At 59.0% G+C, this 26,817-nt stretch carries 27 protein-coding genes; 9 read left to right on the forward strand and 18 right to left on the reverse strand.

The genetic code is table 11. The features are described 5' to 3' along the window. Nucleotides 1-236: 236 nt before the first annotated feature. Nucleotides 237-668, reverse strand: a complete 432-nt coding sequence (locus tag ADS46_RS16375; RefSeq protein ID WP_066321810.1) for a helix-turn-helix domain-containing protein — start codon at nt 666-668, stop codon at nt 237-239. A 77-nt stretch (nt 669-745) separates the two neighbouring features. Between ADS46_RS16375 and ADS46_RS16380 the strand changes: the two genes are divergently transcribed. Then, complete coding sequence (locus tag ADS46_RS16380; RefSeq protein WP_066321813.1) at nt 746-1,231, forward strand: DUF2938 domain-containing protein; 486 nt, start codon at nt 746-748, stop codon at nt 1,229-1,231. 333 nt (nt 1,232-1,564) lie between these two features. Here ADS46_RS16380 and ADS46_RS16385 read toward each other — a convergent pair whose 3' ends face one another. The 10 genes from ADS46_RS16385 to ADS46_RS16430 form a co-directional block, all read right to left on the reverse strand. Continuing rightward, nucleotides 1,565-1,846 (reverse strand): type II toxin-antitoxin system RelE/ParE family toxin, encoded by a 282-nt coding sequence (locus ADS46_RS16385; protein ID WP_066321815.1) that lies wholly within the window; start codon nt 1,844-1,846, stop codon nt 1,565-1,567. Further along, nucleotides 1,843-2,115, reverse strand: a complete 273-nt coding sequence (locus ADS46_RS16390) for a CopG family ribbon-helix-helix protein (protein ID WP_066321816.1) — start codon at nt 2,113-2,115, stop codon at nt 1,843-1,845. Before ADS46_RS16390 ends, ADS46_RS16385 begins: the two co-directional genes overlap by 4 nt. A 181-nt stretch (nt 2,116-2,296) precedes the next feature. Next, nucleotides 2,297-2,932 carry a LysE family translocator gene (locus tag ADS46_RS16395; RefSeq protein ID WP_066321817.1) on the reverse strand — a complete coding sequence of 212 codons (636 nt, stop codon included), beginning with the start codon at nt 2,930-2,932 and terminating at the stop codon, nt 2,297-2,299. Nucleotides 2,933-2,999: 67 nt separating this feature from the next. Further along, the gene (locus ADS46_RS16400) at nt 3,000-3,734 is read right to left on the reverse strand and encodes a carbon-nitrogen hydrolase family protein (protein WP_066321818.1); all 735 of its coding nucleotides are present in this window, start codon (nt 3,732-3,734) and stop codon (nt 3,000-3,002) included. Between the two features lie 27 nt (nt 3,735-3,761). Then, the gene (locus tag ADS46_RS18655; RefSeq protein ID WP_199825258.1) at nt 3,762-4,247 is read right to left on the reverse strand and encodes a GNAT family N-acetyltransferase; all 486 of its coding nucleotides are present in this window, start codon (nt 4,245-4,247) and stop codon (nt 3,762-3,764) included. Between the two features lie 78 nt (nt 4,248-4,325). Further along, nucleotides 4,326-4,598 carry an antitoxin gene (locus ADS46_RS16405; RefSeq protein ID WP_066321819.1) on the reverse strand — a complete coding sequence of 91 codons (273 nt, stop codon included), beginning with the start codon at nt 4,596-4,598 and terminating at the stop codon, nt 4,326-4,328. A 345-nt stretch (nt 4,599-4,943) separates the two neighbouring features. Then, nucleotides 4,944-5,825, reverse strand: a complete 882-nt coding sequence (locus tag ADS46_RS16415; protein WP_066321823.1) for a DUF7281 domain-containing protein — start codon at nt 5,823-5,825, stop codon at nt 4,944-4,946. Nucleotides 5,826-5,827: 2 nt separating this feature from the next. Then, entirely contained in the window at nt 5,828-7,072 is a 1,245-nt protein-coding gene (locus ADS46_RS16420; protein WP_066321825.1) for a hypothetical protein, read from the reverse strand. Continuing rightward, nucleotides 7,069-7,710 carry a condensin complex protein MksE gene (locus ADS46_RS16425; protein ID WP_234346864.1) on the reverse strand — a complete coding sequence of 214 codons (642 nt, stop codon included), beginning with the start codon at nt 7,708-7,710 and terminating at the stop codon, nt 7,069-7,071. Before ADS46_RS16425 ends, ADS46_RS16420 begins: the two co-directional genes overlap by 4 nt. Further along, a complete protein-coding gene (locus ADS46_RS16430) occupies nt 7,707-11,390 on the reverse strand; it encodes an ATP-binding protein (protein ID WP_066321826.1) in 3,684 nt (1,227 codons plus the stop codon). The genes ADS46_RS16425 and ADS46_RS16430 overlap by 4 nt, the downstream gene beginning before the upstream one ends. 178 nt (nt 11,391-11,568) lie before the next feature. Between ADS46_RS16430 and ADS46_RS16435 the strand changes: the two genes are divergently transcribed. Further along, entirely contained in the window at nt 11,569-11,943 is a 375-nt protein-coding gene (locus ADS46_RS16435; RefSeq protein WP_066321830.1) for a type II toxin-antitoxin system RelE/ParE family toxin, read from the forward strand. Then, nucleotides 11,936-12,241 (forward strand): helix-turn-helix domain-containing protein, encoded by a 306-nt coding sequence (locus ADS46_RS16440; RefSeq protein ID WP_066321831.1) that lies wholly within the window; start codon nt 11,936-11,938, stop codon nt 12,239-12,241. Before ADS46_RS16435 ends, ADS46_RS16440 begins: the two co-directional genes overlap by 8 nt. A 3-nt stretch (nt 12,242-12,244) precedes the next feature. Here the strand turns inward: ADS46_RS16440 and ADS46_RS16445 are convergent, their stop codons facing one another. Then, entirely contained in the window at nt 12,245-13,273 is a 1,029-nt protein-coding gene (locus ADS46_RS16445) for a histone deacetylase family protein (RefSeq protein WP_066321832.1), read from the reverse strand. Between the two features lie 3 nt (nt 13,274-13,276). Beyond that, nucleotides 13,277-13,960 (reverse strand): GntR family transcriptional regulator, encoded by a 684-nt coding sequence (locus ADS46_RS16450; RefSeq protein ID WP_066321833.1) that lies wholly within the window; start codon nt 13,958-13,960, stop codon nt 13,277-13,279. A 214-nt stretch (nt 13,961-14,174) separates the two neighbouring features. Between ADS46_RS16450 and ADS46_RS16455 the strand changes: the two genes are divergently transcribed. The 6 genes from ADS46_RS16455 (at nt 14,175) to ADS46_RS16480 (ending at nt 21,853) form a co-directional block, all read left to right on the forward strand. Further along, nucleotides 14,175-15,731 (forward strand): ABC transporter substrate-binding protein, encoded by a 1,557-nt coding sequence (locus ADS46_RS16455; RefSeq protein WP_066321834.1) that lies wholly within the window; start codon nt 14,175-14,177, stop codon nt 15,729-15,731. A 76-nt stretch (nt 15,732-15,807) separates the two neighbouring features. Further along, nucleotides 15,808-16,788 (forward strand): ABC transporter permease, encoded by a 981-nt coding sequence (locus ADS46_RS16460; RefSeq protein ID WP_066321835.1) that lies wholly within the window; start codon nt 15,808-15,810, stop codon nt 16,786-16,788. Continuing rightward, nucleotides 16,785-17,618, forward strand: a complete 834-nt coding sequence (locus ADS46_RS16465; protein ID WP_066321837.1) for an ABC transporter permease — start codon at nt 16,785-16,787, stop codon at nt 17,616-17,618. The genes ADS46_RS16460 and ADS46_RS16465 overlap by 4 nt, the downstream gene beginning before the upstream one ends. A gap of 9 nt (nt 17,619-17,627) precedes the next feature. Continuing rightward, a complete protein-coding gene (locus ADS46_RS16470; RefSeq protein WP_066321838.1) occupies nt 17,628-19,268 on the forward strand; it encodes an ABC transporter ATP-binding protein in 1,641 nt (546 codons plus the stop codon). Nucleotides 19,269-19,306: 38 nt separating this feature from the next. Then, nucleotides 19,307-20,689 carry an FAD-binding oxidoreductase gene (locus ADS46_RS16475; RefSeq protein WP_066321840.1) on the forward strand — a complete coding sequence of 461 codons (1,383 nt, stop codon included), beginning with the start codon at nt 19,307-19,309 and terminating at the stop codon, nt 20,687-20,689. Nucleotides 20,690-20,713: 24 nt separating this feature from the next. Next, entirely contained in the window at nt 20,714-21,853 is a 1,140-nt protein-coding gene (locus ADS46_RS16480; RefSeq protein WP_066321841.1) for a pyridoxal phosphate-dependent aminotransferase, read from the forward strand. A gap of 19 nt (nt 21,854-21,872) precedes the next feature. On the opposite strand, the gene ADS46_RS16485 is transcribed toward ADS46_RS16480, so the two are convergent. The 5 genes from ADS46_RS16485 to ADS46_RS16505 are packed head-to-tail and all read right to left on the reverse strand — an operon-like array spanning nt 21,873 to nt 26,805. Continuing rightward, the gene (locus ADS46_RS16485; RefSeq protein WP_066321842.1) at nt 21,873-22,829 is read right to left on the reverse strand and encodes a branched-chain amino acid transaminase; all 957 of its coding nucleotides are present in this window, start codon (nt 22,827-22,829) and stop codon (nt 21,873-21,875) included. Then, complete coding sequence (locus tag ADS46_RS16490; protein ID WP_066321844.1) at nt 22,826-23,932, reverse strand: class II histone deacetylase; 1,107 nt, start codon at nt 23,930-23,932, stop codon at nt 22,826-22,828. Before ADS46_RS16490 ends, ADS46_RS16485 begins: the two co-directional genes overlap by 4 nt. Further along, nucleotides 23,929-24,960 (reverse strand): histone deacetylase family protein, encoded by a 1,032-nt coding sequence (locus ADS46_RS16495; protein WP_066321846.1) that lies wholly within the window; start codon nt 24,958-24,960, stop codon nt 23,929-23,931. Before ADS46_RS16495 ends, ADS46_RS16490 begins: the two co-directional genes overlap by 4 nt. Before the next feature lie 28 nt (nt 24,961-24,988). Next, nucleotides 24,989-26,263, reverse strand: coding sequence for a TRAP transporter large permease (locus ADS46_RS16500; protein WP_066321847.1), 1,275 nt, complete (start codon nt 26,261-26,263; stop codon nt 24,989-24,991). Beyond that, nucleotides 26,260-26,805: a TRAP transporter small permease gene (locus tag ADS46_RS16505; protein WP_066321848.1), complete on the reverse strand. Its 546-nt coding sequence runs from the start codon at nt 26,803-26,805 to the stop codon at nt 26,260-26,262. The genes ADS46_RS16500 and ADS46_RS16505 overlap by 4 nt, the downstream gene beginning before the upstream one ends. Between the last annotated feature and the right edge of the window lie 12 nt (nt 26,806-26,817).

The following is a 26,817-nucleotide window of genomic DNA, read 5'->3' on the forward strand; positions in this document are numbered from 1 at the left end:
GTTGGCCATGATGGCCTGAGGTCTACTTTTGAACCCCGTTAAAAATGGGGGGATTACCCACTGGCACCCGTAACAATAACGACTTTATTCTTTAGTGTAGTCATGTGTTCGACCTCTTTCTCTCTGTTCTAAATGATTGGTATCTAACCGGAACAGAGGCAATTCTAAGAGGCCCCTCACAGACTGCCGACCCGTATCTTGCTATGTTTATGTTGCATTGACGTTATAAAGCCGCATTAAAGCGCCTTTTTTGGGGAAAGCATCCCCACATCTTTTCTACTAATCACCCCCGAAGCCGCTAATCCAAGCAAACGTCGAAACTTCGGACATTCCATATGGCTTGGGGCAGAACAAACGGCGGCATGCCGGAGACCGTCTCGTACCGTTATCAGGCTTTTGATAGTTTTATCAAGTTCATCTGCCTTGTTCACCAGTAACTCTCTGTCAATATTAGGGTCTCCTTTAGGTCCTATCATTCTGCCAATTTCATCTAGAGAGAATCCCGCTGCACGTCCCAGCGCAATCAGTGCCAGCCGCTCCAATATATTGTCATTGAAAACTCGGCGTAACCCTTGCCTTCCAAGCGATCTGATTAACCCTTTCTCCTCATAAAAGCGCAACGTTGAGGCAGGAACACCCGAACGTCTGGCTACTTCAGCGATATCCATAATTACTCCTTGACCTCAAGTCGACTTTAAGTCGTAGGCTACCCCCAGTTAGAAATCAAGGCGACAAAGGAGGGGCTATGAACCACGTACTATTCATATTAATAATCGGGATTGGAGCTACTGCAGTGATGGACGTGTGGAGCATCGTGCGAAAGCCATTGCTCGGAGTCCCTCTCCCGAACTATGGGATGGTGGGACGCTGGATAGCCCACATGGCACACGGACAGTTTCATCATGACAATATTGCCGCATCCAGCCCCAAACGGGGAGAACGCATTATAGGGTGGACAGCTCATTATCTGATAGGCATCGCGTTCGCTGCCTTATTAATCGGTATATGGGGAGAGTCATGGATTCAGAGTCCAACGCTTGGCCCCGCACTCGCAATTGGCATAGGTACCATTGCAGCCCCCTTTCTGCTGATGCAACCGGGTATGGGTGCCGGAGTTGCCGCATCCCGAACGCCGCATCCTGCCTCTGCCAGACTGCAGAGCCTCATAACACATACAGCGTTTGGGCTCGGCTTATATGCATCTGGCTGGGCAATACAGCTTTTAAACTGAAGTTAATTCATCGCCGTCCGAAGCCTTCTTTCAGAATGATGGGGGAAATCAGTGCGGCGGACAGTACGCTGGTTTCTCGCATCGCGACCCGGCGACGTTTCTGCTTTTGGTGGGCACGTCGGCGGAGGTGCCGAGGAAGAGTAAGTTCATAGCTTGGTTGTGATCCCTCTAGAATCCAGGACACCGGCTGTCAGCATATGGATTTTCAATACGTTCGGCTTTTTGGCCTTTTACGACAGGAGGGTTAGCGACCACAGACGCTTTCGTTAAGCGGCTTCAAAATCCAAAGGGTGAAGATCGTCCAAATTAATTGTGCCGCGTCTGCTTAAATTGCTATTGCTCACCCTCAAGGCCATGCCATACCCGGAGAATAATGATGGCACTAGCATGAATTGAATATCGAACGACGTATTTTCCGAAAACCATATCTCGAATAGAATCAGGCACCGGCGCCATGTCGACCGGCGTACCCATTTTGGGAAAGTCTGGTAGCAATTCGATCTTGCCAACCAGCTCTGAGGCTATCCTGCCTGCCGCAGAGGGGTTGTGCACTAAGATAAACTCCCTGAGGCGCTTCAGGTCTTCAACGGCTTCGTCCGTGTAAACCAGTTTCACTTACCTGACCTCGGCGCGTCCTGCTCGTTTTCGGTTCCCCAACTATTCAGCCAACTATGAACCTCGCTGGCATCAACTATCTTTCCTTGGGCGGCCAACTCCATTGCCTCCAGCGTTTGCTGCCAACGAGCCTGCTCACGCTGTTGCTTTTCAATGTATTCTGATAGTGCCTGATTGATCACCCAACCTTTGCTCCGGTGGAGCCTGCTGGCGATTGCTTCTAGGTGCTGTTCAACGTCTGCTTGAAGACGAACGGTAGTGACGCTCATGACTGTACCCCCAATGCTATCGACTACACTGTATTACATCATAGCCGATGAGGTGCAGCAAAATACTTCAACGCCCGCCATCACCGGTGACAAAACCGGAGCAAAGCGGAGGTTTTGGCATCCGCGGTGCATGGCCTGGTTATATGGTTAAAGGCAAAAACGGCACCACCGCTCGCCGATATTATCTTGTGCTAGTAGCCAGACGCGCGCCCAAGGCAACGAACAAGGCTCCAAGGCCGCGATCCATCCATAAGCCAACTCGCCGATTTTGTCTCAAGAAAACGCCTAACCTTGACCCCAGCATAACCAAAGGTGGCTCTATGCAAGCCGCGACAACAATGATCAGGCTTCCGTGCAACAGCAACTGAACACTGGGCGGGCCAGCACCTTCCACGACGAACTGAGGCAGGAAAGCCAGAAAAAATACGGCCACTTTCGGGTTAAGGGCAGACACCAGCGCTCCCTGCCAATAAATTGAATGCATTCGTTGCTGGCTGACGCTCCCGCTGGGCTCGAAAGAGTCACCACGCGACAGGAGCATTTTGATACCCAGCCATATCAAATAGGCGGCGCCGACCCACTTAACAATAGAAAACGCCAGAGCAGACGTGGCAAGGATTGCGGAAAGCCCCACCGCCGCCATCACGACATGCAACGCTGCCCCGGTCCAAATGCCAAACATCGCAGCGAATCCATGCTGACGTCCGTTACGCAATGTTTGCCCCAAAATGAAAGCAATATCTGGGCCTGGGGAAAGGTTTAGCAGGACCGCCGCACCAAGAAATGTCACCCAGTGAATTATTGTGTAATCAAACATTTTGACACTCCTATGTCCTTAACCAAGGCCAACTCTATCGTGCTACTGATGACATCGGCTGGATCACTTAATAATCAAGCGTCTTTACGCTAGCGCTTCCGTTTCTGGTGTCCAGTACCACCACGCCCTCTGATTCAGCATCCATCTGGGCAAGCAGTTCCCCGCTGACATTCCAGGCGGCCGACTGCCCAACGCTGATAAAGTCGTCGCTAGGCCCGACGCAATTCGCCATGATCACAAGCATATTATGTTTGCTTGCGACCGCAGGATAATGTGTCATTGCCTTGGCAAGACCACCAGCCGGTTTGGCAACACTGGCTAGATACATATCGGCAGACAAGGTGGCTGCACGGTCAGCATGATTCATTTGAAGCGACTCGTAGCAGATAGCAGGCACAAGCCTGGAGCCGCTTCTCTCCACTACAAGCTGTTTGCCACCCGCGACAAAGTAAGGAAGTTCATCAGCGTGCAGCTGTTGTTTCGCGTATAGGCGGCGAGTATCACCAGGCGAGAACCACACCATGCCGATAGACACACCGGAGCCAATGGAGATTGGCATGCCGACGCCGATCAGCATGTTAGTTTTGTCGCTGTGTTCCTGAAACACGTCAAGCCGCTGATCCGCTATATCCATGGCAAGGGCATCCGCGAGCCGGGGCTCGAAACCCGTGAGCGACAACTCAGGGAAAAATACCACATCGGCCTGCTGCGAAACCGCAAGCTCGATGAGTTCAAGATGCTTAGCAACGTTGGCTGCCAGATCACCGGCCACGGGTTGCAACTGAGCGGCACACAGCTTCATGAAAGGACTCCTGACTAATGCTGCTTCTTATGCGCCAGCCTTACGTGAACGATTAACCGTTGTACTAATGAATAATAAGTCATCCGTGGATTCCGACTCGATGACGGAGAAGCCAAGGCTTGAATATAAAGAACGAGCGGCAGGGTTGTCCCGATAGACGCGCAGCGTCACCGTCGACGCGCCTGTTGCTTCTCTGGCCTTTGCTATCAGCTTTTCGCAAAGCAAGCGGCCTGCGCCGCTCCCTCTTACCTCAGGCGAAACAATAATCCTGCCGATATGAACCGCGCCCTGCTTTCCGGGCCAGAACTGGCCGAAACCAACGCAGCGGTTATCGCTATCGGATAAACAATAGCTAGAACACCCTTCAACGGCGAGTAGCTCAGGCAAATTGGCTGCAGCAAAGGGAAACGGCACGGATGGCCCAGCCCAGCGGGAACAGGCTTTCTTATCACTGATCCAAGCCACGATAGCCTTATAATCGGCTTTTTCTGGTGTTCGTAGAGCTGTTTGCATATGTCTAACGCTCGCCATCACCGGTGATAAAACCAGAGCAAAGCCCAGGTTTTGGCATCCGTTGGATAGCTGGATTAGCTACCGATCCTCATGCAAACGACCTTCGACATATTTATGGAGGATGCTAGCAACAAGTGTTTGGTAGGGGATGCCCTCCGCCAGAGCTTTCTTCTGAAGACCACGAAGATCCTTGGAAGAAAGCCTGATGTTGATACGGGCATCCTTCTTAAACATCGCCTCGGCATACTCTTGATGCTGTGCTTTCCTATTCTCACTATCTGGCGACCGCTGCAGCTCTCCTGCATCAAATGCATCCAGAATTTCCTGCTCTTCTTTATTCAGCCTGCTCATTTCGGACCTCCCAAATAGGTTTTGGTCGCTTTCCTGCTAGGGATGATCGTTTTCAGAAAAACCTCATCCTCTGACTCCACAAAGGGTACCAAATACGCATACCCTTCTATCTCAATCACATGAATTTGTTGACCAGAATACCGCTCCTGATTCGGATGCTCGAACGTATCCAGGATACCTCCAACCGAGATGTGCAAAACCACATCCTCGAAAGATATGTTTCTTTCTGCTTGGAGAAGCTTGTTCTTCTCTGGGTTCCATGTGATAGGTTTCATGGGTCAAAGGGTAGCACATTGTGTGCCCTTTGTACTCACTAACTAACGCCAAGCGCACCGGTGGCCTTCATCACACCAGCGCTACGCGCTCCAACCGCTCACCCAACCACTGCTGCCTTAGCCCGCGCTGCTGGTCGAGTAGCAGCGTTAGATACGGCTGTAACGGATGTACGGCGGGTAGTTGGTCGCGGTGGCTCTCAATCCGGCGCCGGTGTTCGAGTTGTTTGGCGGGGTCGTGAAGTGTGGTGGCCTGCTCGGTGAGCCATGCCAGCGGCGGGAGTAGAAGGTGCGAGGCGCCGCTGAAAAGCGCGATGCTGAGGCCTTTGACATCGAAGTCGCCTGCGTAGAGGTGCGGTTTTTGGGTCGCGTTCCAGGCGTTGGCGAGTTGCTTGAAAGCGCCGCCGTAGTGGCTGTCGCCGCGGTACACCACCAGCGGCTGTTTGTAGTCGCTTAGCGCGGGGATTTGCGGTGAAAAGGCGTAAAAGCTGTCCAGGTTTTCGACTTGGATGAGTACGTCGCACTGTTCAATGTTTATATCTCGCCAGTCGACGTCGTGCATCGAGCGCGGCTGGGCCGAGAGCCAAGCGGGGGCGCTGGCGGGCGTGTTCACCAACACCCGCCGGGCGCGCGGGCCCTCGCGGTTGGTTTTATCTTCATTGATGCCCTGCTCCGCTTGCGCCGCACTGGTCAAGCCGCTCTGCCATTGCTCAATGGTGGTGAGTCGCTGGCTACCAAGCGCTTCGTTCACCTGCTGGATAAGGGCGCGATCAAAACGCAGTGATTGATGGTTCACCCGAGGGCCAAGCTCAATTTCCTGCGCATCGCACCAGTGGATGAAGGCTTCTACCCACTGCTGGCTGCGCTTCTTGTCGACCCACGACTGCTTGCGCAGTTGGCGGTCGACATCGCCTAGCTTGCTGTAGACCTTGGCCGTGAGCGTCTGGTCATCCATCGTTACACCGTCAGGCCTAACGACACGTCACGAATCAATTTCACATCGTTGTAGGCGCTCGCCCTTTCTTCCTGCTGATGAAGATGAAACGCGCGCTGCTCGCTATGCGGCAGGCCCTGGTGCTCGGCGATGACCTGGAACAGCCAGATTTCTGGAGGCCACTGCAGCTCGCTTTGGTGCAGGTAGTCCAGGGCGCTGATGGGGGCTTGCTCGGCGCGGTCCACTACGCTGAGGTAGAAGGTTTCGACGTCATCCTTGAGGGCCTGCTGGCGGGCGGCGATGAGCGTGTCTTCGACGTGTTCCGCCGGGCGGGCCGCGGTGACCGACTGGGCGGCACGTAACGGCGTGGGCACGTTTTCCAGCAGCGCGCTAAGGGTTGGCATATCCTGGGCGCGGTCCAGCGCGACGGCCCCGGCGGCGGTGAGGGGCGCTGCGTGATTGAACAGCGCGGGCACCTCGCTGCGGCGGGCGTAGTTGCCGGGGGTGAAGCCGGGGTGTTCGCGCAGGAAGGCGGCCATGCCTGAGACCAGGCGGCTGCGTGCCTGCATGCGGCGAAAACGCGCCATCAACTCGATCAAGCGGTGCTGCACTTCACGCAGGCTGGTGTAGTGCTGGCTGAGCTGTTGTTGCAGTTGGCTGATCAACACCTTGCGCAGCGTGCCGTCGCTGCCCACCAGTTCGATCAACTCGTCAAAGTCGATCAGCGCCAGCCCATCGAGCAGGCGGACCACCTGCTTTTGCGCGCGGTCGTTTTCGCGCACCTTGTCGTTGAGCTGGCTGACAAAGCCAAAGTCGCTGTTGAGCCGCTGCCATAGGCTGTCGATGGCGTCGGCAAAGCGGCCGTTCATGTCATCCACCGCCTGGCGCAGGCGCAACAGTTGCTGCTCCTGCTGCCAGTAGTCGCCGCGGCCGCTGGAGTCGCGATAGCTCTGGATCAGGCTGCGGATCAGCTCAAGCGCCTCGGCCACATCGGCGTTGACGTGGCGCCGGGCTTCATCGGACACCATTTCGGCGATCAGCTCGCGCACCTTGGGGGTCAGCTTGAGGCCGCCCTGCTCGTCGGGCCGCCAGACAATCCGCGCGCTCAGCAGCTTGCGCAGCGCGGTTTGACTCAGCCCTTCCAGAGGGACTTGATCGTTGGCGTAGCCCTGCATCAGCGCCTCGGCGTGGCGGCCCAACAGGGCCAGGCGCTCCACCCCGGTGGTGATCAGACGGCTTTCCAGCCCTGGCGTTTCCGCGTCGTTCACAGCAGCGCCTCCTGGGTATCCTCGCCCTCGTCGTCCACCGGCAGGTGCTCTTCGTCGCGAATAAAGCGCACCAGTTCGAGCAGGTAGTCGACCTTGCCGGTGACCAGGAATACCTGGCGGTCGGCGTGGGGCTGCAGCAGGTAGCCGTGCTCTCTCAACCGCTTGAACACCTGCTTAACCTGGGCATCCAATTGGTCGCTTTGGGAGCCGAAGAAGCTGTCGGTTGCCAGGCGCTCGATGCGTTCGCGCAGGCTGGGGTTGTCTTCGCTTTTGGCCTGTAGCTCGCCGGGCTTGAGCACATCGCCGGGGGACAGCACGCTGTCGCGGCCCAGGGCTTCCTGTACCAGCTGTAGCCATTCCAGCAGCGGCAGCAGGCTGTTGACGGTGTCGCCCAGCTGGCGGGCGAGCTGGTCCCGTGCGGTGTCATCCAACTGACGCCAGGCGAGAAAATACACGCCTTCCTCCTGGCTGCTGGCCACGCGGCGGTTGAGCGGGCGCAGGTAGCTGTCAATGGCCTCCCGCGTGGCGTCATCCTGCAGGCGCTTGAAGGCGCTTTCGTCGCTCACCGCGCAGATAAACTCGCCCGCCAGCAGCCGCTCCAGCAGCGGGCCATGGGGTAGAAGACTCATATCGCTCATACCGGCACCTCCTCATGGCGGGCTTTAAGCCGCTCGGCCAGGCGGCTCTGGCGGGGCTCGATGCGTTTTAGCCGTCGTTTGGCGGGGTCGTCGGCGTCGCGGTCGATCAGGTAGCGGTTATGGAACAGCAGCAGCACGTCGGATTCCGGGTTGGGGAAGGCGCCGACAATATGAATCTGGTTGCTGTCACAGGCGTCAAACAGCTTTTCGACGTTGTGGTAAGCCAGCGTGCCGATCTCGTCGATGGGCCAGTGGATGGCGATCGCCGCCCGGCCGCGCAGCAAACGGGTAAACGCTAGCAGGAACTTGCACAGAATCAGATACGCCATGCCGTGGCTGGACGATTCGAGCAGTTGGCGGTCGTTCTTGATGATCAGGTCGGTGCCGCCTTCGTTGAGGTGCAGCTCCAGGCGCAGCAGGCTTTCAAAGCTGTACTGCTGGTCGCTGCGCAGCAGATCGACCACGTCCGCCAGGGCGTTGAGGTAGTCATCGCTGGGCAGGGTCTGCTCGGAGTCGCGCCACGCCTTGTAGCGCTGGGCGAATAGCTTGAGCGGCTCCCAGAAGCCGAGTTCGTCGATGGTCGACTGGATACGCACCTCGGCCTTGCTGATTCCATCCAGGCGCAGGTCGTCGGCCACTTCATCGGAGAGGCGCTTGCTCTGGGCGCTGATGCGGCGGTTGAGGTCGCGGAACACGGTGAAGAATTTGTCCAGGTCGTCGCTGAGATTGCGCCCCTGCTGAATCAGCTGCTGCTGCTGGTCTTCCAGCAGCTTGAGCATGCCGCCAAGCAGTGGCAGCAGCGCCCGCGGGTCGTCGGGGTCGGCCAGTCGGGCGCGCTCGCTTTCCAGCGCGTCGACAAAGCTGGTGCTGGCCCCTTTGATCAGCTGGCTCTCCGCTTCCTGGCAGCCCTTGCGCAGCGTGTCGCGTTCCTGGGCCCGGCGCGAGAGTGCCTGACGGGTGCGCGACAGCCGCTCGGCGACATCGCCGGGGGCCTCCTGTTGGGGTGTGGCGTCCGAGGTCAGCGTGAGTTCATCGAGCTGCTTGAGCAGCGGCTTGAGGTCGTTGAGCACCTCGTGACTTTCGCGGCGCTTGGTTTCAAACGCGGCAACGTACTGCTGGTGGGCCGCCTTGGTGGCTTTGAAGGCCTGCTGGTGTTCCTCGCGCTTACGCTGGGCGGTGTCTATCTCACGGCTTAAACGCCCTTCCTGCTCGACCAGTTCGGGTTTGCGCTGCCCCCAGCTTACGCGCATAAAGCGCTTGTAGGCGTCCAGCTCGTCCTGACGGGCGGCAGTGTGGCGGATGTGCTCGTCCAGTTGCTGCAGCCGGGTGCGGGTATCACGCAGTTTTTCCGGGTCGACGCCCTGAGCCTTTAACTCCTGATCGAACGCCTCTTCCAGCTCAGCGCACTGGCGCTTGTGCTCGGCCTTCTGCTCGGTGAGCTGGGTCTTGTACTGCTGAATCTGCCGGTCGATGGACTCCAGTTGGCTTTGCGCATCGGCTTTTAGCTCCAGTAGTTCGGCCTGGTGAGCGGCGTTTAGCTTGTCCAACGCGGTCTGGCGTTCGTCGCGCAGGGCTTGCTGCTGCGCTTCCTGCTCCGCCAAGGCGGCTTCGTGGTCGGCCTTGCGCTGGCGTTGCGCCTGGGCATGGCGCGCCTGGCACTGGCGGCGGGCCTCCTGGGCGTATTCGACTTCTTCATCGGCACGCTTCACCGCCAGTTGAGCCTGGCTTAGTGCTTCCTCGGCAGCCTGGACGCGCTCGTTATGTCGCTTGAGCTGCTTTTCGCAGTTGCCGAGCTCGGCCTCGGCGCGCACCACGGCGTCGTCCGCCGCTTCAATAGCGGCCAGCAGGCTGGCTTCATCCTGAGCGTAGTCCGGCGGCTCAATCAGGTGGGTATCCAGCACCAGGCCGTAAAGGTCGTCGCTGGGTTGCTCGGTCAAGGTCGGCGACAGGTCACGGCGCTCCAGCAGCTCGGGGGCAATCACTTTGCCTAGCTGCTGCTCCCATTCGGGCAGGTGGTAGCGCAGGAAATGGCGTAGCGAGCCTTGGGCGGGGTCGCGCTGGCGGTGCAGCGCCTGGCTGGTTTGCTGGGCACGGCTAAGCGTGCGGCGGGCATCCGCGTGGGCCTGTTCGGCGCTGTCGCGTTCGCGCTTCAGGCTATCCAGCTCGCGGCGCTGGCTTTCCCGCTGGCTGCTGGCGGCGTTGTGGTCGCTTTGCGCCTGGTCGATCCGCGCCTGAACCAGGGTGGCTTCTTCGCTTTCCTCCGCCGTGGGGCCGCTGTGGCTAAGCGCGGCTTTCAGCGCTGCCAGTCGCTCGACCCCTTGGTTGAGGCGTTCCTGAAAGTCGGCTTCCGCCTCTTCACGCTGGCTCTGGTAGCGGGCGTCCAGGTGGCGCTGGGCCTCCCAGTGGGCTTCCTGATGCGCGGCCTTTTCTTCGTTGAGGGCATCGACCAGCCCCTGGATCTCCTCGCTTTGGCGGGCCAGCACTTCGCCCAGCTCGCGCAGTCGCTCTTCCTTGCGGATTTGACTTGCCTGGTGGGCCTCTTGCAAGTCGGACAGGTGGCGTTTTAGCTGCTCGAACTGCGCACGCTTTTGGGGCAGCGCGTTGAGGTCGCGCTCAAGGGCGGGCATGTCCGCCGCCTCATAGGCTTCATACTGGTCCTGAAGGTCGCTCAGGTCGCGCTGGGTTTGTTTGAGGCCGCTTTCCAGCTCGCTGAGCTGCTCGTTCAGCTCATCCCGGGCCGCCTCGTAGGCGTTTTTCTCGGCGTCGAAGGCTTCTTGCCGCGTGCCCATCTCGGCTTCGGCATCGGCCAGGATGCGCTCAATGCGGTGGCGGTCGGCTTCCAGTTGCGGTTTCAGCTGCCAGAGTGCCGCCTCCACATCCGCCAACTCGCGGTCAACGTCGTGCAGCTTGGCAAGTGAACGCTGCAGCGGCTCCAGGCGCATGGATTGGCGCATCTGGTCGATCCACTCCCGCGCCTTGGCGCTGCGGATGCGCGTCACCGGCAGCTCGACGCCGTCCTCTTCAAAGATCGCCGCCAGCATGGTCTTGAGAGTGTCCATCTTGCCCTCTTTGGCGTGCACAGCCGAGACCAGCTTTTCGATATGGCGGATACGGTGCTCGGGCTTGACCAGGCTGAACTGCGCGGCCATCTGACGCAGCTTGAGGGCATCCTTGCGATTGCCGTGGGGCATGATGCCGGGCGTGGGGGTAAAGTCGTTCTGGATCACCGCGCGGTATTCGGAGGTGGCCGTGAGCTTGGACGAGACGTTGATGTTCTCACGGCGTAGGCCGTTGGCCCACTGGGCGTACTCCAGCGCCACGGCGCCGTCTTCTCCCTCCACCAGATAATCTTCTGGCCGGTAAGGCGCGGCGACGAAGCGATACTCCACCCCGCCTTCCGATTTGCGGGTCAGCACTACCTGGCAGATGTTGCCCGCTTCGCGGCGGTATTCGTAGACCAAGTAGCTGTTGCGGTGGGGCAGGTAAAACGCATCAAACTTCATGCGCGTCTTGGGGACGACTTTATTGGGTAGCTCGCCGTAAAACACCGGCACCAAGCGCTGAAGCGTGGTTTTGCCCGAGGCGTTGGTGCCGCAAATATTGGTGTGGCCATTCACACTCAGTTCGACCACGCCTTCCAGGTGGCCGTGAATCATCACGATGCGTAGCAGGTGGGCCATGCCGTGTCCTTTCGATGACTATACGGATCGTTTGCTGATCGCTGAAAGGTACTATCTTGCCAGACACTGATCAGAGCGGCTATCAGGTTGACGAATCGCGATAGTTAGAATAACTGAGTAAAGGATGGCAAAATATAGCACCTAGTGCTATAAATAGGGGTATGCACAAGGGAATAAGATGCGAATATTTAAAAATAAGGCGTTCAGCAAATGGGCAGCAAAGGAAGGATTAGACGATGCTGACTTGCTGGCCGCAGTTGATGAAATGGAGCGCGGTCTGATTGATGCCGACCTGGGCGGTCATGTCGTGAAAAAACGCGTGGCAATTGGTGGTCGAGGCAAGCGTGGAGGGGGCAGAACCCTATTAGCTTACAAAGTCGATAATAAGGCGTTCTTTGTTTACGGTTTTGCCAAAAACGCTCGCGCTAATATCAGCGCAAATGAATTGAAGGCTTTGAAATACCTAGCGAGAGAACTGCTAGGTTATAGTGACAAAGCAATAGACGAAGCCATTATGCATGGCGCGTTAATTGAGGTAGAAAACGATGGATAAATCAATCTTAGACATGGTGCATGAAACGGCTCAAGACCTGTACTCAGCTGGTGTAATGAAAGACACCACGCTGCGCGAGTTTGATGCACTCTGTCTGCCGCCTGTCAAAGAGTATACCGCTATACAGATCAAGCGTATCCGCACCAAGAACCATGCCAGCCAAGGCGTGTTCGCGGCCTACCTGAATACCAGTGTGTCCACGGTTCAGAAGTGGGAGCAGGGCCATAAAAAACCCAACGGCCCTTCACTGAAGTTGCTGAATCTGGTGGCTGAAAAAGGCTTGGAAATACTGGCTTAATCGTCAGCGCGTTTTGTTGCCGAGCAGCCCCTCAAAAAAACTAGTCGCATTGGCTTCCAGTCCTTCCAGGTAGTAACCGCCTTCCTGTACCACAAGCGTGGGCAGGTTCAGGCCCGCCACCGTGCGACCCAGTTCTCCAAACCCCGCCGTGGAGACGGCCACTTTGGCTTGGGGGTCGCGCTCGTCGATGTCAAAGCCCAGCGCCAGCACGATCGCGTCCGGCTCAAACAGGCGAATGGCCTGGCAGGCCTGTTCGAGACGGTCAAAAAACACCGATTCTCCTGACCCGTGGGGCATCGGCAGGTTGATGTTGTAACCCAGCCCCGCTCCCTGTCCGCGCTCGTCCTCGAAGCCGGTGACCACCGGGTAGAAGTTGGTGGTATCGCCGTGGATCGAGATATACAGCACATCGTCGCGTTGGTAGAAAATTTCCTGAACACCCTGCCCATGGTGCATGTCCGGGTCCAGCACGACCACGCGGGGGTAGCGCGAGGTAAGGTGCTGCGCGGCAATCGCCGTATTATTGAGGAAGCAAAAACCACCGGCGGTGTCGATGCCCGCATGGTGGCCCGGCGGGCGCGTTAACGCGTAGGCGAACCGCTCGCCGTTAAGCAGGGCCTCAGCACCGGCGACCGCGCTTTGCGCTGACCAGTATGCCGCCTGCCAGGTATGCTGACCCACCGGCGCGCTACCATCGGCCAGGTAGCGCGCGGCTTCCGCCAGGATGCCGCGCAGGGCGTTGGGCGAACGCACGAAGATGTTGGAGATAACCTCGTCTCCCCAATCTTCCCCAAGGGCATGCCAACGTTGATAGGCACTTTCCAGAAAGCGCAGGTAAGCCAGCGAATGCACCGCCCTTATCGGCGCCACGCCATAGTCGGCGGGAGATTGTATTTCGAAGCCAAGCTTCTGCGCAGCGGACAGCAGGTGAGTAGTGCGTTCCGGCACTTCTTGGGGCGTTCGCATCTTCCCGCGGGAGAAGTAGACTTGCGGCCGGTGAAGCATTTGGTCAGCGTGATAAAAGGCTTTCATCCGTTACTCCCCCGTTTCGCCAACGCCCTTGACCACGAAATCCCGGGCCACCCCAATATGGTAATCAATGGCTTCACGGCAAGCCTCGGGGCGGCCGCTATCCAGCGCGTCGAGCAACTTAAAGTGGCTGGTGGCGATGGTCTCGGGGGCTTCATGGGTTTTGGTAATCAAGGTGATGCATAAGCGCAGTTCATGGCTGAGATCATTAAACGCCCGCAGCAGCCGCTCGTTGCCAGCGTAGTGCAGCATCAGGCGGTGAAATTGCAGATCCTCTTCAATGCGGCGGGTGCCATCGTTGCCTTCGGCTGCCTCACACAACACCTCTACCTGTTGCTTGAGCGCGCACTGGGCCTCGGGCGTATAGCGCTCGGCCAGGCGCTGAATCGCGTGGCGTTCCAGGCACAGCCGCAAATCAAACACGTCTTCGAGTTCAACGGCATTCAACGCGCGAACAAAGAAGCCACGCCTGGGTTTCGAGATCAGCAAGCCGCGGCTTTCCAGCAAACGTGCGGCCTCTCGAACCGGTGCGCGGCTAACCCCCAAGTCGCGGGAGAGCTGCACTTCAGAAAGCCGTTCGCCGGGTAAAAAGTGTTGTTGAATAATCGCTTGGGTTAAATAGTCAGCGACCTGTTCGACCAGGTTCTGCTGTTGGATAAAGGCCCTGGGAGCCGCCGTTGATAAGGCCATATAACTCTCTCATGGAGGGTACGCGTTGTCTTCAGTATGGCGAAAAATAGCGTTTTGTCGACGGACGACTGCCGACTGTCGACAGTTTTTTAAAGCGCTGCTATGTTCAAAAAGGCCCCTGACAAACACAACAATTGGGCCGATCCCATCACGCCTCGCTCGCCTAAACCACAACGTCGCTAGATGACGTGCTAATAACCGAGGAGCAGGAAACATGAAAACACCATTGGCTTTGGCAATTTCCGCTGCAGCACTCACCTTGTCATCGGCCACCCTGGCCGAAGACCCCCAACATGGGGGTACCGTCAATACGATTGTCCAACCGGAGCCACCAGGTCTGGTGCTGGGAATGATCCAGAATGCTCCCACCCGCACCGTGGCAGGCAACATCTACGAAGGGCTTTTGCGCTATACCACCGACCTTGAACCCATGCCGCAGTTGGCGGAGTCCTGGGAGGTCAGCGAGGATGGCCGCACCTATACCTTCCACCTTCGTGACGACGTTACCTGGCACGATGGCGAAGACTTTACCGCCGAGGATGTGGTGTTTTCCGCCGATGTGTTCCACCGCGAACTCAACCCCAGCGCACGCGCCGTGTTAGAGCATGTGGAAAACATCGAAGCTACCGATGAGCACACCGTGGAGTTTACCCTGACTCAACCCTTCGGCCCTTTTATGCTCTCCTTTGAAGCGGGCACCTTCACCATGGTGCCTGAGCATCTATACGCGGGCACCGACTTCCGCGATAACGAGCACAATGACCACCCGATAGGCACCGGTCCCTTCAAGTTCTCCAACTGGGAACGCGGCACGGTGATCGAGCTGGTTAAAAACGAGGATTACTACGAAGACGACCTGCCCTACCTGGACGGTGTGAACTGGCACATCATTCCTGACGGCGCTTCCCGGGCGGTCGCGTTCGAAAATGGCACCATTGACGTGCTGCCAAGCGGTACCGTCGAGAACTTCGATATTCCCCGCCTGGCCGAGATGGACAACGTCTGCATGACCGAAGAGGGCCACGAATACTTCAGCCCCTTCGCCATGCTGTGGATGAACAACCGCGAAGGCCCCACCGCCGATAAACGCTTCCGCCAGGCGGTCATGTACGCCATGGACCGCGAATTCGCCCGCGATGTGCTGTGGAACGGCCTGGGCAAAGTACCGCTCTCTGCCTTCGGCTCCAATGCGCGCTTCCAGAACGATGACCTGGAACCCTACGATCACAACCCCGAACGCGCCCGTGAGCTACTGGATGAAATGGGCTACGACGGTGAAGAGATCACTATTCTGCCGCTGCCCTATGGGGAAACATGGACACGCTGGGCCGAAGCCGTCCAGCAGAACCTGCGCGAAGTGGGTATTAACGTCGAAACCCAGGCCACCGATGTGGGCGGCTGGAACCAGCGCCTGGGCGACTGGGATTACGACCTGGCCTTTACCTACCTGTACCAGTACGGCGACCCGGCCTTGGGTATTTCACGCACCTACCTTTCCGACAACATTGCCAAGGGCTCGCCCTGGAATAACGTCGAAGGCTACGAAAACGAGCGCGTTGACGAACTCTTCAACGAGGCGGCCACGGCTTTCCCTGACGAAGAGCGCGAAAAACTTTATCACGAAGTCCAGGAAATCCTTCACGAAGATGTACCCGTTGGCTGGCTGATGGAGCTTGGCTTCCCGACGCTGTACCGCTGTGATGTGAAAAACCTGGTCACCTCCGGCGTGGGTGTCAACGACGGCTTCAAGGATGCTTGGCTAGACCGCTAGTTATTTCACCAAAGCCTAAGCCCTACCCAGGCGACGAAAGCCGCCTGGGTGTTTGAGCCACGTCAGGAAGGTGTCTATGGTTTACGCTCGTTTGATTATCATGCGGTTGATTAAAGCCGTCATTGTATTGTTTTTAATCGTTATTTTTAATTTTCTGCTGATTCAGCTGGCCCCCGGTGATCCCGCTGCCATTCTGGCGGGACAAGCGGGTGCTGCCGACCAGGAGTTTTTAAACCAGTTGCGCGAGCGCTTCGGCCTCGACCAGCCGATGTATGTGCAGCTGTGGCGCTACGTTTCTGGAATCGCCATGCTCGATTTCGGCTACTCCTACCGGTTGGGCGTCCCTGTGTTTGATCTGATCATGGATCGTTTGCCTGCCACCCTGCTGCTCACCGGCACGGCCTTTGTGCTGTCCTTGGTACTCGGCATTGTGGCCGGTTCGATGGCCGCGGCACGGGTCAAGAAGCCCTCAGGCTCACTGATTATGGCGCTCGCGCTGGTGTTCTACGCCACGCCACTGTTCTGGGTCGCGCTGATGTCGGTGGTGGTGTTCTCCGTCTACCTGGGCTGGCTGCCCGCCTACGGCCTCTATACCGTGGGGGCAGGTCACACTGGGTTTGCGCTGGTGCTCGATGTCGCCAAGCACCTGGTGCTACCAGCGACCACCTTAGCGCTGTTTTTTATGGCGATTTACACCCGTATGACGCGCACCTCCATGCTGGATGCCGCCCAGCAGGATTACGTCAAAACCGCCCGGGCCAAAGGCTTGAAGCCCGGCGTTATTCAGCGCCGCCATGTACTACGCAACGCGCTATTACCGATTATCACGCTGGCAGGCCTACAAGCGGGGCAAATGGTCGGTGGCGCCATCCTCACTGAAACCGTGTTTGCCTGGCCGGGCATCGGGCGGTTGATGTTCGAAGCCCTTGAACAGCGCGACTACAACCTGCTGCTGGGCATTTTCTTTTTTTCAGCGGCGCTGGTCATCGTCTTCAATATCATCACCGATTTGGTCTACAGCCTGGCGGATCCACGCATCAAGAAGGGGGCCGCATGAGCTTTTTTGCACGCTTTGCGCAAAACCGTGGCGCCCTCGTCGGGCTGATCATCCTGCTGCTGATTATCGCCATGGCCATACTGGCGCCGCTGCTGTTTCCTGAATCGCCCTGGCGCATGGTGCAGCGGCCGTTTTTGCCGCCACTCTCCCAGGAAGGCTTCCCACTGGGCACGGATACCATGGGCCGAAACGTGGCCTCTGGCCTGATGCACGGCGCCTGGGTGTCGCTGCTCATCGGGCTGGTCTCTACCTGTGTAGCACTATTGATTGGTGTGCCGCTGGGGGCTATTGCTGGTTACTACGGCGGGATCATTGATGATGTATTGATGCGCTTTACCGAGTTCTTCCAGACAATCCCCAACTTCGCGTTGGCGATTGTGCTGGTGGCGATCATGCAACCCAGTGTCACCTCGATCGTGCTCGCTATTGCGATTGTCAGCTGGCCGCCGGTCGCGCGCTTGGTGCGTGCCGAATTCATGTCGCTGCGCAACCGCGAATATGTCGAAGCCGCGCGCCTGGTCGGCCAGTCCAACAGCACGATCATTGTGCGCCAGATACTGCCCAATACGCTGTCGCCGATTATTGTGCTGGCCTCCTTGATGGTGGCCACCGCCATCTTACTGGAATCAGCGCTGTCGTTTCTCGGCTTGGGGGATCCGAACGTGATGTCCTGGGGCTATATGATTGGTGCGGCACGCACGGTGATTCGCCAGGCATGGTGGCTGAGCTTCTTCCCTGGGGTGGCGATTCTGCTCACCGTGCTGGCGTTAAATCTCGTCGGTGAGGGATTGGACGACGCCCTGAACCCCAAACTTTCCCGCGAGCGCTAGGAGCCTCTTATGTCTGCAACAGAGAATCAAAGCGCTGAAACGGTACTCAGCATTCGTGACTTGAGCGTTGCACTGCCCAAAGGTGCCGACCGCGCCCTGGCAGTGGAAGACGTCAGCTACGAGGTCAATCGCGGGGAGATCATGTGCGTGGTAGGCGAGTCGGGCTCCGGCAAGTCGATGGCCGCCAACGCCGTGATGGGACTGCTACCCAAAGGCGTGAACGCCACCCAGGGTGAGATACTGTTCGAGGGGCAGGATCTGCTCGCCCTGACAGAAAAGCAGCACCGCGCCCTGCGCGGGCTAAAAATCGGCATGATATTTCAAGAGCCAATGACCGCCCTGAACCCGCTGATGCGAGTCGGCGCGCAAATCGCCGAAGTGTTCGAGGCCCACGGCCAGCTCACCGCCAAGGAGCGCCAAACCCGCGCCCTGGAGCTGTTGATTGAAGTCGGGATTCCACAGCCGGAAAAGGCCATTCGCGCCTACCCATTCGAGCTCTCGGGCGGCCAGCGCCAGCGGGTCATGATCGCCATGGCCTTGGCGCTGCAACCCGTCTTGCTGATTGCCGACGAGCCCACCACGGCGCTGGATGTGACTACCCAGGCGCAGATTCTGGAGCTGATTCGTGATCTGCAAAGGCGGCGCGGCATGTCGGTGATGTTTATCACCCACGACTTTGGCGTGGTGGCGGAAATCGCCAACCGCGTCTGCGTGATGCGCCATGGCAAGATCGTCGAACTGGGGGAGGCTAAACCAGTGCTTGAACACCCACAGGATGCTTATACCCAGGCGCTGATCGCAGCGATTCCCAGCAATGCAGTACCGCCCCACCGGGAGACCAGCCAGGTAGCGCCGTTGCTGGAAATCAACCATCTGAGCAAGGTGTTCCGCTCACGGGGCGGCTGGTTTAAAGCTGCCCGTGAGGTACGCGCCCTTAACGATGTCTCGCTCACCCTGGCCCGGGGAGAAACCTTAGGCATTGTGGGTGAATCAGGTTCAGGAAAATCGACCCTCGGGCGCTGCGTGGTACGCCTAGAGCACCCCGACAGCGGCGAACTGCTGCTGGACGGGGTGAACCTCTCTCAGCTCAAAGGCACTGCGCTGCGCCGTGAACGCCACCGGGTGCAGATGATCTTCCAGGATCCCTACGCCTCGCTCAACCCACGCACCCGGGTGGGCATGGCGATTGCCCAGGGGCCGATGGCCAACGGTAAGTCAAAAGCCGAGGCACTTAAGCAGGCGGGCGAGCTACTCGACATGGTCGGCTTGGGCGCCAGCGCCGTGGAGCGCTTCCCCCACGAATTTTCCGGCGGCCAGCGCCAGCGCATCGGCATTGCCAGGGCGCTTGCGCTAAACCCTGAGCTGATCGTCGCGGACGAAGCCGTGTCGGCGCTGGATGTGTCGATTCAAGCTCAGGTACTGGAACTACTGGAAGAGCTAAAGCAACGGCTATCGTTATCGCTGCTGTTCATCACCCACGACTTGCGTGTCGCTGCGCATATTTGTGACCGCATTGTGGTCATGCAGCATGGTCGTATCGTCGAGCAAGGCAGTGCCGAACAGATCTTCCTCGCCCCGCGTGAGGCATACACCCAAGATCTGCTCAAGGCGATTCCCGGCCGCGAAGCGCCCGTGGCGGCCACTGCCTAATCACTCGAGAGTTTTTACATCTTGGTAAAGGAACTCCCATGCAGATAACCCTGGAGGCATTAGGTGCCATTGTCGGCCCGGCCCATATATTGACCGGCGACGATGTACGCAGCCGACGCGTAGATTGGATGACCGGTGCGCCCTGCCAGGCGGGAGCGATTGTTCGCCCGGCGGATACCGAACAAGTCGCTGCATTGATGCGCGCCTGCCATGCAGTGCAGCAGCCGGTGGTGACCCACGGCGGATTGACGGGGTTGGTGCACGGCGCGGAGGCAAGTCCTGATGAGTTGGTGATCTCCCTTGAGCGGCTCACCAAGATTGAGGAGATTGACCAGGTGGGCGGCACGCTTACCGTACAGGCGGGGGCACCGCTGCAGCGGGTGCAGGAGGCCGCTAAACAAGTGGGCCTGCAGTTTCCATTGGATCTTGGTGCACGCGGCAGCTGCACCATCGGCGGGAATATTGCCACCAACGCCGGTGGCGTTCGCGTTATCCGCTACGGCATGATGCGCCAGCAGGTGCTCGGCCTGGAGGCGGTCATGGCCGATGGCCGTGTGGTCAGCTCCATGAACCGCATGCTGAAAAATAATGCCGGCTTCGATCTGAAACAGCTGTTTATTGGCAGCGAAGGCACGCTGGGGATTGTGACTCGCGCGGTACTACGCTTGCAGCCACCCACGCCCAGTGAGCAGACGGCGCTGGTGGCCTGCCCTTCGTTTGAGGCATTGACCGGGCTGCTTAGCCAGATGGGTAAGGCGCTGGGCGGAAGCCTAGGCGCGTTTGAGGTCATGTGGCAAAACCACTACCGGCTGCTCACTGAAACGCTTGGGCGCCACACACCACCGATTGCCACCGAGCACCCTTTTTATGTGATTATTGATTGCCTGGGCAGCGATGCCGAGCGCAACGCCACCCAGTTTCGTGAAGCGTTAGAAAGCGCGTTAGAGGACGAGTTGATTGTCGATGCGGTCATCGCGCAATCGAGCACCCAGCGCGATGGGTTATGGGCGATTCGCGAAGATATTGAAGGGCTGATCAAGGGTCTGGCGCCCCTGCTCACCTTTGATGTCAGCCTGCCGATTGCTGATATGCAGCGCTACACCGATGCACTGGAAGCCCAACTCACCAAGCGCTGGCCCGAGGCGAGACTGGTGGTGTTTGGCCACTTAGGCGATGGTAACCTGCATATTTCCGTTAGCGCCGGAAGCGCTGACGCAGCGGTGCGCCGCGAGGTGGAAGCCATGGTCTACCAGCCGCTGGCGGCACTGGGCGGCTCGGTGTCCGCCGAACATGGCATTGGCCTGGAAAAGCGCCCCTGGCTAAGCACCTGCCGCTCCAGCGACGAGATCGCGTTGATGCATACCCTCAAGCAGGCGCTTGATCCGCTCAACTTGCTGAATCGCCATAAAATTTTGAGTTAATTAGTCACTTTCTAGGACACTGCTATGCCCAGCCATTCCAAGCCCACCAACATCCAGCCCTGCTACCCCGAACGTTTAACCGGCGAAGGCCCGCATAATCCCTTCCCCGGCATCAAGGTGCTTGAGCGCCGCATTGGAAAGGAGATTCCCCATCGGTTGGGTTCCAATGAAGGCCTGGACATGCCCCATCGCGCCCTGCGCGAGCACTTTGGCGATGCCTTGGCCGAGCACGTTTACTGCTACGGCGATGCCGAGGCGCTGGGTGTGCGCCAGCGGTTGAGTGCTCAGCAAGGTATTGCGCTTGAAACGATGCTGGTAGATGCCGGTGCTGACAGCCTGATGGCGCTGGCCTTGCGCACCACCTGCGAACCCGGCGATACGGTGGTGAGCACCGCGGGCACCTACCCCACCTTTGGCTACTTTGCCAAAGGCCAGGGCTGCCGTTTGATTGAACTCGGCTACCATGAGGCGCCTGGCGTGCTCGCCCCTGATCTGGAAGCGCTGGCCACCACCGCCCGCCAGGAAAACGCCCAACTGGTGTATCTGGCCAACCCGGACAACCCCAGTGGTCACTTGCATAGCGACAGTGCGATCCTCAAGCTGCGGGATGCGCTGCCCGACACCTGCTGGCTACTGCTGGACGAGGCCTACGGGGATTTTCGCGATGATGCGGGTAGCGAGTTCGCGGCCAAGGCGCTACCGGGCGTGATTCGCCTGCGCACGTTCTCCAAGGCCCATGGCTTGGCGGGGCTGCGTATTGGCTACGCCATCGCCGACCCCGAGGTGCTGGCGATGATGATGAAGGTGCGCATTCATTACGCGGTCTCCACCTTGACGCTGGCCGCCGCCGAAGTGGTACTTGACCACCCTGAGGAAGTGAACCAGCACGTCGCCGATGTGAAAGTCCGCCGCGAGCGGTTGGCAGATCACTTTCGTGCGCTGGGGGCCGACGTACTACCCAGCGCCACTAACTTTGTCGGCATTCGTCTGCCCAGCGCCGAACTTGCCGAGCGAGTTCACCGCGAATTGCTGGAAGCCGGTCGGTTAATCGCTCGCCCCGCGCATCCGTCGATTGGTCATGTGCTGCGCATTACCGCAGTCGCCGATGCCCTAGTGCCTGGGCGGTTGGCAATTCTCGAGCAGGCTATAAAAGAGCACGCCTGACTTCCCATATATCCCCGGCTTACGCCGGGGTTAGCCAGTGCCTGAAATCATCCAGCTCGCCACGCACCGCCTGGCGATATAAGCCCTGAAGTTTAGCGGTCACGCTGTCTGGGGTAATCGGTTCATGGACCGGTGGTGCACCCGCTCTCCCACCAATGCGCCGCCCATCCAGTTCGCGCAGCGGGAGTATTTCGGCGGCGGTGCCGGTCAGGAAGGCTTCGTCGGCGGTGTACAACTCGTCTCGGGTCATCCGCCGCTCGCGCACTTCAATACCCAGCACTTTTTGCGCCAGCTGAATCACGCTATCCCGGGTGATGCCCTGCAGGCAGGAGGTCACTTCCGGGGTGTGCAGCACGCCGTCGCGGAGCAAAAAGACGTTAGCCGCCGATGCCTCGGCCACGTAGCCCTCCGGGTCGAGCATGATGGTTTCATCAAACCCGGCTTTGAGCGCCGTATTCAGCGCCAGCATGGAATTGACATAGTGGCCGTTGGTCTTGGCGCGACAGAGGCTGATATTGACGTGGTGGCGCGCCCAGGAGGAGGTCAGCGCGCGCAACCCGTGGGTCGCCGCCTGAGGGGAAATGTAAGGGCCCAGGTCCCAGGCAGCGATCATCACATGGGTGGTCAAGCCCTGGGCGCGCAGCCCCAAGCCTTCCGCCCCGAAGAATACCGTGGGCTTCAAATACGCATTGCTCAGGCCGTTTTTGGCCAGGCACTCGCGCTGGGCGTCGATCAGCGCGGCTTCGCTGAATGGTAGCGGCATATCCAACGAGTGCGCGCTTTCCACCAGGCGGCGGCTGTGCTCGGCGGCCCGGAACAGGTGCGTGCCGCTGGTGCCAGCGTAGGCGCGCACGCCTTCGAAACAACCCATGCCGTAGTGCAGCGTGTGGGTGAAAACATGCACCTTGGCGTCGCGCCATTCACGCCATTCGCCATCGTGCCAAATCCAGCCATCGCGGTCATAAAGCGGTGTCATTGTTTGCGTTGCTCCCACTGTTGGCACCATTCGTCGATCAAGGTCTGCTGGTGCGGTTGCAGTGCCTGATAGCCCCAGGCGGCAATTTCATCGTTTTGCGGGTCGGGCACGGCAATTTGACTACCTGCCAGCGTCTGGATCACTGCGTGGCCACAGAGCGGTACGTAACCTTCTGAATAACCACCTTCATGTATGAATACCAGCTTGCCCTCGCAGCAGCGCTCGGCCAGGGCTTTTAGCTGGGCGGTCATGGTGGCGAAGGCCTGGCTGTTGAGCAACATCTTGCCTAAGGGATCTTTGGCGCAGGCATCGTAACCGCACGCCACCACGATCAGATCAGGTTTGAACCCCTCAAGCGCGGGCAATACCAGTTTTTCCATGGCGTACGCGTAGGCGCCCAAACCACAGCCCGGCGGCAGCGGCAGGTTGAGATTGGCGCCCCGGCCTGCGCCTTCGCCCTGCTCGTCAAAGCCACCGGTTTCCAGCGGGTAATTGGCCGCCTGATGCATTGATACGGTCAGCACCTCCGGCTCGTCATAAAACGCTGCCTGCTGGCCATTGCCGTGGTGAACATCCCAGTCGAGTATCGCCACGCGCTTAACCTGCCCCAAGGCGCGAGCGCGCATTACCGCGACGGGAATATTGCCCAGCAGGCAGAACCCTCGGCCCTGGTCGGCTTCCGCATGGTGGCCGGGCGGGCGGCAGAGGGCGTAGGCATTGTTCACCTCGCCAAGCGCCACGGCTTCCACAGCGGCAATGGCTAAACCAGCGGATTGGGTGGCTGCCGCCCAGCTGCCGGGCATGTAGGGGGCACAATCGCCTCCGTCGCCGCCTCGCGCTTTATCCCCGGCCTGCAGCTCGTCTAAATAACGCAGAGTGTGAAAGCGCAGCAGATCCTCCAGCGACGCGGCCGACGGTTTCACCACCTGAAGCTCATCAATCAGCCCGCTGACTTCCAGAATATTCTTCAGCCGCCGCTTGCTTTCCGGGCTTTCTGACGCAGCCTGGGGCTGTAAAAACTCGCCGGGTGCGGAAAACACCCCAATGGCGCCCTGGTCGTGCCAAAAGCAGCGCTCGTGCCAGTAAAAACCCGTCGTGCTCATGCCGTAAAGCCCTGCATGAAGGCGGCCAGGTTGGTGCTTAAATGCTCGGTGGGGTAGCCGCCTTCCTGCACAATCACCATGGGGTACGAGAGCGCCGCGAGGCGTTTACCCACTTCAACAAACGCCTCGGTTTCCACCTTGAGACCTGCCAACGGGTCATCCTTGTGGGCGTCTAACCCCAGCGCCACCACCACGGCTTCAGGTTCAAAGCGCTGCAGGCACTCAATCAACATTGTCAGGGCGTTGAGATAAACATCACCGTCACCGCCTAACGGCAGCGGCAGGTTAACGTTGGCCCCCTCGCCCTCGCCGCTGCCGATCTCATCAGCACCACCCCAAAAGAACGGATAGAAGTCGCTGGGGTCAGCGTGGAGCGAGCCGGTCCAGACATCGCACCGATCATAGAAAATATCCTGGGTACCGTTCCCGTGGTGCAGGTCCACATCGATGATGGCCACCTTGGCAAAACGTTCGCGCAGCACCGTGGCCGCCAGCGCCGAGTTATTCAACAGGCAAAAGCCCCCGGCGCGTTCGGGCCCGGCGTGGTGGCCCGGTGGGCGGCACAGCGCGTAGGCCGCAGGCGCCCCATCAAGCACTTTTTCTGCGGCCGCTTCGGCGCTGGCTGCCGAGGCCAGGGCGCCTTGAAAGCTGGTGGCACTTAGCGGGCAGGCCATGTCATGCAGATGCCAGCCTGCCTGGCCGATCGGGTGGCGTGGATAGTGGTGACCGCCGCCGCAGGGGTGAATATTGGGCGCGACAAATTCCGCTGCATCCGGCAGCGTCTGCCAGCGGGGGTAAATGGTTTCCAGAAACGTCAGGTAGCGCGGCGTATGAATCTGCTCCAGGCGCTTGCGCAGCGTCGGCGAATCCGCCTCTCTGGGTGCGGTCAGGGTCAGCCCTGCGTTGGCCAAGCCTTGAGTCAGCAGCTCGGCGCGCACCGGCCCTTCCGGTGAAGGCGCAGGCTGGCCGCGCAACAGAAACGTTGGCGGCGCGTGGTAGGCCTGGTCAGGATGGTAGAAGCATTTCATGGTCAAATTCGCATTCCTTGGCAGCCCGTTAGAGTAAAGAAGGAATCCAGGTAGAAAGCGCGGGGAACGCCGCCAGCAGCACGATCACCACCAAGAACGAGATGTAAAACGGCAGCGAGGCTACAATCGCCCGCTCGTAAGGCACCTCGGCGATTCGCGCGGCGGTCATCAGCGTCATGCCCACGGGTGGTGTTACATTGGAGATATTGAGCACCACGATCATCAGGATGGCGAAGTGCAGCGGGTCGAACCCCAGTTGGATCATCGCGGGCACGAGGACCGGGGCAATCACCACCAGCGCGGGCAGCACATCCATCACCGTACCAATCACGATGAGCAGCAGGCAGACCAGCATCAATTGCACAAAGGCCGCATCGCTGACGGTGGTGATCATGCTCGCCGCATCCCGGGCAATGCCCGAGCGGGTGACAAACCAGCCAAGCACCGCTGACGTGGCCAGAAGAAAAAACACCACCCCGGAGAAGCGTACCGTGGTCACCAGCGAATCCCAGATCTTGCGCCAGGTCAGATTGCGGTAGAACACCACGCCGATCACGATGGCGTAAACCGCCGCAAAGCCCGAGGCTTCGGTAATCGTGGTGAGCCCCGAAAGAATACCGCCCAGGATAATCAGCGGCACCACCATGGCGGGAAGCGCCAGCAGAAACGACATGACCGCCATCTTGAACGGCGTTGGCGCCTGCTTGGGGTAGTTGCGCTTCCAGGCCAGGAAAAAGCTCACGCCCAGCAGCGCCAATGCCATGATCAGGCCGGGAATAATGCCACCGGCAAACAGGTCGATCACCGAGATATCCCGCAGCAGCGTGGCGTACACCACCATCACGACGCTGGGCGGAATAATCGGCCCGATGATTGAGGAGCAGGCCGTGACCGCCGCGGCGTACTCGGCATCGTAGCCCTGCTTTTTCATCTCGGGGATCATGATCTTGCCGATTGCCACGGTGTCGGTCACTGCCGCGCCGGTCAGCCCGGCAAAAAACACCGAGACGGAGATATTCACGTGGGAGAGCGAGCCACGCACCCGGCCAAACAGCGCATTGTTGAACGCGATCAGCTTGTGGGTCAGCCCACCCTGGTTCATCAACTCAGCGGTGAAGATAAAGTAGGGCACGGCGATCAGCAAAAAGCCGGAAACGCCCGAGAACATGCGGTCGGCAATGATGCCCAGCATGCGTTCGCCGCCCATGGCAAAACCGCCCGCCAGCCCTGACATGGCCATGACCACGGCCACCGGCGCGCCGATGAAGAGCAGCAGTACGAAGACGATAATCGCAGGCGTCATGAGCGGTGCTCCCCGTCGGCCGAGTCGATGAGCTCGCCGATCACGTCGTCATCATCGATAAAATGCTCCAGCAGTGAAAAACCATGCACCAGGTGCAGCAGCATGATGATGCCGCTGAGAGGCACCACGATGGCAGTCACCTTGCTGGGAATTTGAATTTGCGCGGACACCATGTAGACCTGGGTGGCGCTGGTGAAGTAATCCCAGCCGTACCAGGTCAGCATCAGGGCAAACAGCGCAATCACCGCCAAACAGAGCCCGGCAGCGATTTGCACCAGGACTCTTGGCAGGCTGCGAACCAGCAGCGTCATGGCAACATGTTCGCCATAGCGCAACGAGATGGTCATGGATAAAAAGCCGATCCATGGCAAAAACAGTCGCGCCAGTGAGTACGTCCAGCTTAGCGTGCTGCCGGTCACCAGCTTGTAGATAAACGCGGTAAACGAAATGCCCAGCATCGCCAGAATACAGCCCACACACACCACGATAGCCACCTGATTGACGCTATCGCTCAGGCGGCGCAACGGTTGTAATACGCCCATAAAGCCCCCTCA

Origin of the sequence: Halomonas sp. G11 (assembly GCF_001663515.1) — a bacterium.
Classification (GTDB): domain Bacteria; phylum Pseudomonadota; class Gammaproteobacteria; order Pseudomonadales; family Halomonadaceae; genus Vreelandella.

Coding starts and splice junctions, on each gene's coding strand:
- ADS46_RS16490 (WP_066321844.1), bottom strand. CDS start 23,932: ATGAGCACGACGGGTTTTTACTGGCACGAGCGCTGCTTTTGGCACGAC.
- ADS46_RS16425 (WP_234346864.1), bottom strand. CDS start 7,710: ATGAGCGATATGAGTCTTCTACCCCATGGCCCGCTGCTGGAGCGGCTG.
- ADS46_RS16505 (WP_066321848.1), bottom strand. CDS start 26,805: ATGGGCGTATTACAACCGTTGCGCCGCCTGAGCGATAGCGTCAATCAG.
- ADS46_RS16495 (WP_066321846.1), bottom strand. CDS start 24,960: ATGAAATGCTTCTACCATCCTGACCAGGCCTACCACGCGCCGCCAACG.
- ADS46_RS16480 (WP_066321841.1), top strand. CDS start 20,714: ATGCCCAGCCATTCCAAGCCCACCAACATCCAGCCCTGCTACCCCGAA.
- ADS46_RS18655 (WP_199825258.1), bottom strand. CDS start 4,247: ATGCAAACAGCTCTACGAACACCAGAAAAAGCCGATTATAAGGCTATC.
- ADS46_RS16430 (WP_066321826.1), bottom strand. CDS start 11,390: ATGGCCCACCTGCTACGCATCGTGATGATTCACGGCCACCTGGAAGGC.
- ADS46_RS16395 (WP_066321817.1), bottom strand. CDS start 2,932: ATGTTTGATTACACAATAATTCACTGGGTGACATTTCTTGGTGCGGCG.
- ADS46_RS16390 (WP_066321816.1), bottom strand. CDS start 2,115: ATGAGCGTCACTACCGTTCGTCTTCAAGCAGACGTTGAACAGCACCTA.
- ADS46_RS16400 (WP_066321818.1), bottom strand. CDS start 3,734: ATGAAGCTGTGTGCCGCTCAGTTGCAACCCGTGGCCGGTGATCTGGCA.
- ADS46_RS16435 (WP_066321830.1), top strand. CDS start 11,569: ATGCGAATATTTAAAAATAAGGCGTTCAGCAAATGGGCAGCAAAGGAA.
- ADS46_RS16445 (WP_066321832.1), bottom strand. CDS start 13,273: ATGAAAGCCTTTTATCACGCTGACCAAATGCTTCACCGGCCGCAAGTC.
- ADS46_RS16380 (WP_066321813.1), top strand. CDS start 746: ATGAACCACGTACTATTCATATTAATAATCGGGATTGGAGCTACTGCA.
- ADS46_RS16485 (WP_066321842.1), bottom strand. CDS start 22,829: ATGACACCGCTTTATGACCGCGATGGCTGGATTTGGCACGATGGCGAA.
- ADS46_RS16470 (WP_066321838.1), top strand. CDS start 17,628: ATGTCTGCAACAGAGAATCAAAGCGCTGAAACGGTACTCAGCATTCGT.
- ADS46_RS16415 (WP_066321823.1), bottom strand. CDS start 5,825: ATGGATGACCAGACGCTCACGGCCAAGGTCTACAGCAAGCTAGGCGAT.
- ADS46_RS16475 (WP_066321840.1), top strand. CDS start 19,307: ATGCAGATAACCCTGGAGGCATTAGGTGCCATTGTCGGCCCGGCCCAT.
- ADS46_RS16465 (WP_066321837.1), top strand. CDS start 16,785: ATGAGCTTTTTTGCACGCTTTGCGCAAAACCGTGGCGCCCTCGTCGGG.
- ADS46_RS16405 (WP_066321819.1), bottom strand. CDS start 4,598: ATGAGCAGGCTGAATAAAGAAGAGCAGGAAATTCTGGATGCATTTGAT.
- ADS46_RS16455 (WP_066321834.1), top strand. CDS start 14,175: ATGAAAACACCATTGGCTTTGGCAATTTCCGCTGCAGCACTCACCTTG.
- ADS46_RS16500 (WP_066321847.1), bottom strand. CDS start 26,263: ATGACGCCTGCGATTATCGTCTTCGTACTGCTGCTCTTCATCGGCGCG.
- ADS46_RS16460 (WP_066321835.1), top strand. CDS start 15,808: ATGGTTTACGCTCGTTTGATTATCATGCGGTTGATTAAAGCCGTCATT.
- ADS46_RS16375 (WP_066321810.1), bottom strand. CDS start 668: ATGGATATCGCTGAAGTAGCCAGACGTTCGGGTGTTCCTGCCTCAACG.
- ADS46_RS16440 (WP_066321831.1), top strand. CDS start 11,936: ATGGATAAATCAATCTTAGACATGGTGCATGAAACGGCTCAAGACCTG.
- ADS46_RS16450 (WP_066321833.1), bottom strand. CDS start 13,960: ATGGCCTTATCAACGGCGGCTCCCAGGGCCTTTATCCAACAGCAGAAC.